This window comes from Streptomyces sp. CNZ287 (assembly GCF_007827615.1).
This window is the reverse complement of the sequence record NZ_VISV01000042.1, coordinates 1-6,909: the sequence shown is the minus strand read 5'-3', so window position 1 is coordinate 6,909 and position 6,909 is coordinate 1. Positions and strand designations below refer to the sequence as shown.

Genomic DNA, 6,909 nt, shown 5'->3' with positions numbered 1-6,909 from the left:
CCGACCCGCACCGACGGGTCCGCCACCACCCCCTCCAGCACCCGCACCAACCGCCGCGCCAGCCCCTCCGCCTCACCGGCCCCGAACAGATCCGGGCGATACGTCACCCGCACGTGCAGCCGGTCCGCCGGTACCACACCGATGGCCAGCGGGTAGTGCGTGCCCGCCATGCTGCGTACCTGGGTGATGCCGATGGCGTCGTCCGCGGGTCCGGTACCGGGAAGCTCCAGGTCGTTCCGCGGGTAGTTCTCGAACATCAGCATCGTGTCGAAGGTGGCGCCGGCCCCCGCGAGTTCCTGGATCTCCTGGAGGCCGAGGTGCTGGTGACCCGTCAAGGCCGACTGCCGCCGCTGCACGTCCGCCAGCAGATCCACCACCCGCTGCCCGCCGTCCAACCGCACCCGCACCGGCAACGTGTTGATGAAGAGACCCACCATCGACTCGACACCCGGCAACTCCGCCGGACGACCCGCCACCGTCGCGCCGAACACCACATCCGAACGACCCGCCAGCCGCGCCAGCACCAACGCCCACGCACCCTGCACCACCGTGTTGACCGTCAGCCCCCGCTCACGCGCCCACACGCCCAGGGCAGCCGTCGTCTCGTCCGTGAGCCCGACAAGGCACTCCTCCGGCACGACGGGTTCGCGTCCCGGGTCTGCGGGCACGACCAGCGTCGGCTCGTCCACTCCCGCCAGCTCCGCCCGCCACGCCTCCCGCGCCGCCTCCTTGTCCTGCCGGCCCAGCCAGGCCAGGTAGTCGCCGTACGAGGCGGCGGGTGTGCGACCTGAGTCGGTGCCCCCGGCCGCGTACACCTCGGACACCTCGTTGAAGACGACCGGCATCGACCAGCCGTCGGCCAGGATGTGGTGACTGGTGATGACCATGCGGTGCGCGCGGTCGCCGAGGCGGATCAGCAGGAACCGCAGCAGCGGCGCCCGCCCCAGGTCCATCGGCTGTCGCAGTTCCTCCGCCGCCAGCCGTGCCACCTCTTCCGACACCACGCCGCTGTCGGTCCCCGACAGGTCCACTGTTCGCCAGGGCAGCGGCACGTCGCGCTCGACGACCTGCACCGCCTCTCCCGATGCGGCCAGCCGGTGGAAGCTCGCGCGCAGCGCGGTGTGGCGGGCAAGGACGGTCTCCCAGGCGGCGCGCAGCCGCCGGGTGTCCAGGGGCCCGTCGAGGGCCAGGACGCGCTGGCTCTTGTAGACGTCGCGACTGTCGTCGTCGTAGGTGGCGTGGAAGAGCATGCCTTCCTGGAGGGGTGACAGCGGCCAGATGTCCGCGGGCGCGGGCACGGCGGCTTCCAGTTCCTCGACGGCCTCCTGGGTGAGGGCGAGGAGCGGGAAGTCGGAGGGGGTGTGCCCGCCGGCCGCCGGGTCCTCGGTGTGCGCGGCGAGGCCGGCGAGCATCTCCAGCCAGACGGCGCCGAGGCGTTCGGCGTCCGCGTCGGCAAGCAGCCCGCCGGCCCACGAGAGGGTGATGGTCAGTTCGGGCCCGGCCGCGGTGTCGCGGACCGCGGCACTCGCCTCCAGGGCGTGGGCCAGCGGCAGGCCGGGGTCGACGGAGCCGCCGACTGCGGTGTCGCCGGCGAGTTGCCAGGCGCCGACCGGTCCCGAGGGGCCGCCGGCGGCGAAGCGGCCGAGGTAGTTGAAGCCGATCTGCGGCTGCGGCAGCGCCGCCATCGCGTCTGCCGTCCCGGGGTTGAGGTAGCGCAGCAGTTCGTAGCCCAGGCCGTCCCCGGGGACGGCGCGCGCCTGCTCCTTCACGGCCTTCAGCAGCGCGCCCGCTGCCGCGCCGCCGGCCCGTACGCCGTCGAGATCGATGCCCGAGACCGAAGCCCGCACGGGCCGGACGCTGGTGAACCAGCCCACCGTACGCGCCAGATCGGCGTCCCCGGCCGGTTCGCGCCCGTGCCCCTCGATGTCCACCAGCAATTCGTCGTACGCGCCCGGGCGCCACCTCGCGACCGCCCCCGCCAGCGTGGCGAGCAGCACTTCGTGGACGCCGGTGTGGAAGACGACCGGCGTGTGGCCCGTCAGCGTCTCGGCCTGCCCGGCGGGCACGGTCCAGGTGCGTGAGCGCAGGGTCGCCGCGGTGTCGCGCGCCGGTTCGAGCGCGCGCGTGCCGAGCGGCGGCTCGGGCGCGCCGAGCAGCGCGGCCCAGGCGGCCGCCTCCGCCGCCCGCTCCGGCTGCCCGGCCTGCGCCGCCAGCTCCCGCGACCAGCGCCGGAACGACGTCCCCACCGGCTCCAGCTCCGGCTTCCGCCCCTCCCCCACCGCCTCGCACGCGGCCCGCAGATCCGGCAGCAGAATCCGCCACGACACCCCGTCGACGACCAGGTGATGGAGCACGAGCACGATCCGCCCGATCCGGGCGGGCCCCGCGTCCAGCCAGACGACCTGGACCATGGTCCCGGCCGCCGGATCGAGCCGCCCGGCCGCGGCGCGGGCTTCGCGCTCCGCGAGCGCGTCGAGACCGCCACCGCCGGTGTCGTCCAGGTCGTCCCCGTCCGATGCATCGATACGGGTCACGAGCGCGGCCGGGTCGACCGAGCCGCGCTTGCCGACCGTCAGCCGCGGGTGTGCCGCGTCCGCCAGGTCGGTACGGGCCCTGAGCATGTCGTGCGCGTCGAGCACCGCGCCCAGCCCGCCGGTCAGCGCCGCGAGCCCCAGGCCCGCCGGTGCGCCCGCGACCGTCCACTGCGCGAACCCGGGCGCCGCGGCCCGTAGGCCGAGCCGCCGCATGACCGGCGTCCACGGCACGTCGCCCACGCCGTCGTCCCGTACCGGGGACCGGCGCCGCGCGGAGCCGGCTACCAGGGCGAGGCGCTCGGGGGTCTTCTCCTCGAAGATCTGCCGTGGCGTCAGCACGTACCCCGCGCGCCGGGCGCGGGAGGCGAGCTGCATCGACGTGATGGAGTCACCGCCCAGCGCGAAGAAGTCGTCATCCGCGCCGACCCGCTCCAGCCCCAGCACCTCGGCGAAGAGCGCGCACAGTGCCTCCTCCGCCGCGCCCGCGGGCACCCTGCCGGTCGCGCGCCCGGCGAATCCGGGGGCGGGCAGCGCCGCCCAGTCGACCTTGCCGTTGACCGTCAGCGGCAGCTCGTCCAGGACCACCACCGCAGCCGGAACCATGTACTCCGGCAGTACGGCGGCGACGTGCCCGCGCAGTTGCTCCGCCTCGACGGGCCGGCCGTCCGGTACGACGTAGCCGATGAGCCGCTTCTCACCAGGACGGTCCTCGCGCGCGACGACCACCGCCTGCGCGACGTCCTCGTGGACGGCGAGGACGGACTCGACCTCGCCCAGCTCCACCCGGTAGCCGCGGATCTTCACCTGCTCGTCGGCGCGGCCCGCGAAGTGCAGCAGTCCTTCGTCCGTCCAGCACGCCAGGTCCCCGGTGCGGTACATCCGCCCACCCGGGTCGAACGGGCAGGACACGAACCGCTCGGCGGTCAGAACCGCGCGCCCCAGGTAGCCGCGGGCGAGGCCGGGCCCGGCGACGTACAGCTCGCCGACGACGCCCGGGGGCACCGGCTGCAGGAACGCGTCCAGCACGTACACCCGCCTGTTGGCCATCGGCCGGCCGACGGGCAGCACGGCGCCCGCCGTGTCGCCGGGGCGCAGGGCGTGCCACGTCGCGCAGAGCGTGATCTCCGTGGGCCCGTAGAGATGCCGTACGGAGAGGCCGGGGCACGCCTCGCGGACGCGCGCGACCGCCGCGCCCGACACCACGTCGCCGCCGGTGAGCACTTCGCGCAGGCCGGTGAAGCACTCCGGGGACTCCTCGGCGAGCACCCGGAACAGCCCGGCGGTGACATGGAGTCTGCTCACGCCCGCACCGGCCACGGCCCGGCGCACCCGCTCCGCGTCCACCGCGCCCGGCTCGGCGATCACGACCCGGCCGCCCGCGGCGAGGGGCACCCACACCTCGTACAGGGAGATGTCGAACGCGTGCGGCGCGTGCATCAGCACCGCCTCGCCCGGACCCGCCTCCCAGCCGCTCTCGCCGGCCAGCACCACGACGGCGCCGTGCGGCACCGCCACGCCCTTGGGTGTCCCCGTCGAGCCGGAGGTGTACATCACGTACGCCACGTCGGTAGCGCCCACCGGCACGGGGGCGGCGGTGGGGCGGTCCGCGAGGGCGGCCGCGGTCGGCGGGTCGTCGAGGACGACGAGCACAGCGGCGGCGTCACCGGGCACCGCCGCCCGCGTCTCCCGGGTGCACACCACGGCCGCGGGGGCGGAGTCGGCCAGCAGGAACGCGACCCGCTCCGCGGGATAGCCGGGGTCCACCGGCACATACGCGGCGCCTGCCTTCCACACGCCGAGCAGCACCACCAGCAGGTCCGCCGACCGCTCCATGACGACCGCGACCCGGTTGCCACGGCGCACCCCGGCGGCCGTCAGATGCGCCGCCAACCGCGCGGAGGCGGCGTCCAGTTCCCCGTACGACAGCGTCCGCGGACCGTCGCTCACGGCGGGCGCGTCCGGCGACCGTACGGCGTGGGCGGCGAACAGCTCCGGCACGGAGGCCGCGGGCAGCGGCGCCCCCGTGGCGTTCCACTCCCCCACCACGCGCGCCCGGTCCGCGGCGGCGATCATGTCGATCCGGCCCACGGGCGCCGCCGGATCCGCGGCGATCTGCTCCAGCACCCGCACCAGCCGCTCGAAGACGGTCCGGGCCGCGGCCCGGTCGAACAGGTCCGGGCGGTAGTCGAGCTTGAAGCTCATCTGCTCGCCGGGGGCGGCGACGAGCGTCAGCGGGTAGTGCGCCGCCTCCTGGCCGCCTGCCATGCGCAGGGCGAACATGCCGGGGTCGGGGGCCCCTTCGGGCGGCAGGGGGTAGTTCTCGTAGACGACGATCGTGTCGAAAACACCGCCGGACCCGGAGATCCGCTGCACCTCGGGCAGGCCCAGATGCTGGTGTACGACGAGCGCGGACTGCCGGTCCTGGAGGGCGGCGAGCATGTCGGCCGCGGGCTGCGCGCCGTCGAGCCGGACGCGCACCGGCAGGGTGTTGATGAACAGGCCGACCATCGATTCCACACCGGGCAGCTCCGGCGGCCGGCCGGAGGCGGTGGCGCCGAACACCACGTCCGTACGTCCCGCGAGCCGCGCCAGCACCATCGCCCACGCGCCCTGCACGACGGTGTTGAGCGTCAGCCCGCGGGTGCGCGCCAGCGCGACCAGGCCCACGTACAGCTCCTGCGGGATCTCGGCGATCAGGCTCTCCGGAGCCACGGGCAGGCGGCCGGGGTCGGCGGGTGCGACGAGGGTCGGCTCGTCGGCCCCCGCCAGCTCCGCGCGCCAGGCGGCCCGCGCGGCGTCCTTGTCCTGCCGCCGCAGCCACGCCAGGTACTCGCGGTACGACGTGACCGGCGGCAGCCCGCGCGCGTCACCGCCCGCCGCGTACACCGCGGACAGCTCGCCGAGCAGCACCGGCATCGACCAGCCGTCCATGAGCAGGTGGTGGCTGGTGACGACCAGCCGGTAGCGCTCGGCGCCGAGCCGGACGAGGAGCAGTCGCAACAGCGGCGCGGCGGCCGGGTCGAACCGCTCCGCCCGCGCGCGGGCCGCCAGCCGCCCGGCCTCGGCGAGCGCGTCGGCCTCCGGCCGGTCGGAGACGTCGGCGACCTCCCACGGCAGCGTCACGTCCCGCGCGATGACCTGCACCGCCTCGCCCGACTTGCGCCGCCGGAAGCTCGCGCGCAGCGCGGCGTGCCGCTGCAGCAGCGCCTCCCACGACGCCCGCAGCCGCTCCGGGTCCACGGGGCCTGCCAGCTCCAGCAGCCGCTGGCCCTGGTAGACGTCGGGGCCCTCCTCATCGAAGGCGGCGTGGAACAGCAGGCCCTCCTGCAGCGGCGACAGCGGCCACACGTCCTCGACGGCGGATCGGGTCATCGCTCTGTCTCTCCTCACGGCGGATCGCTGGCTGCGGCTTCTCTGGATCTGGGGTGCGGGGTCTGGGGCTTGCGGGTTCACAGGGCCGGGGTCACAGAAGGCCGTCTTCTGCCAGGTCGGCCTCGAACTCGTCCACCTCGTCCTGACCGAGGTCGAGCAGCGCGAAGTCGGACGGGGTGTGCCCGCCGGCCGCCGGATCCTCTGTGTGCGCGGCGAGCCCGGCCAGCAGTTCCAGCCAGGCGACGCCCAGCCGTTCGGTCTCCTCGGCGCCGAGCAGACCGGCGGGCCGGCTCAGGGTCAGCGTCAGCTCGGGGCCGTCGGGAGTGTCGCGGACCACCGCGTTCGCCTCCAGCGCGTGCGCCACCGGCAGGCCCGGCGCGGCGGAGCCGCCGACCGCGGTCTCCCCGGCTGCCTGCCACGGCTCGGGGTCACCGGCCGGGGATGGGGCGGGGAAACGGCCGAGGTAGTTGAAGGCGATCTGCGGGCGCGGCAGGGCGGCCATGGCGTCGGCGGTCTTGGGGTTGAGATAACGCAGCAGCCCGTGGCCGAGGCCGTCACCGGGCACGGCCTGCACCTGCTCTTTGACCGCCTTCAGCAGCGCCCCGGCCGCCGGTCCGCCGGCGTACGCGTCGGAAAGATCGACGCCGGAGGCATCGAGGCGCAGCGGGTGGACGGCGGCGAACCAGCCGACCGTACGCGACAGGTCCATGTCCCCGAGCGGCTGACGGCCGTGGCCCTCGATGTCCACCAGCACGCCCCGGTCCGTCCCGTCGGGCCGCCTTTGGACGACGGCCCCGGCGAGCGTGGCGAGCAGCACCTCGTGCACGCCGGTGTGGAAGACGGCGGGCGTACGGGCGATAAGCGTCACCGCCTGCTCGGCGGGCACGGTCCAGGTGTGCGAACGCATGGTCGCGGCGGTGTCGGTGGTGGGGTCGAGGGGGCGGTGGCCGAGGGGTGGTTCGGGGGTGGCGAGGAGGTCGGTCCAGGGCTGGAGTTCGTCGGT

The 6,909-nt window shown here is 75.1% G+C and carries 2 protein-coding genes; both read right to left on the bottom strand.

Translation table 11 applies throughout. From position 1 onward, the window contains the following. A partial coding sequence (locus FB457_RS34970) for a non-ribosomal peptide synthetase (RefSeq protein WP_145784700.1) occupies positions 1-5,906 on the bottom strand: 5,906 nt, incomplete at its 3' end. 91 nt (positions 5,907-5,997) lie between these two features. Then, the coding region (locus FB457_RS34965) for a condensation domain-containing protein (protein ID WP_486589268.1) at positions 5,998-6,909 on the bottom strand (912 nt) is incomplete at its 5' end.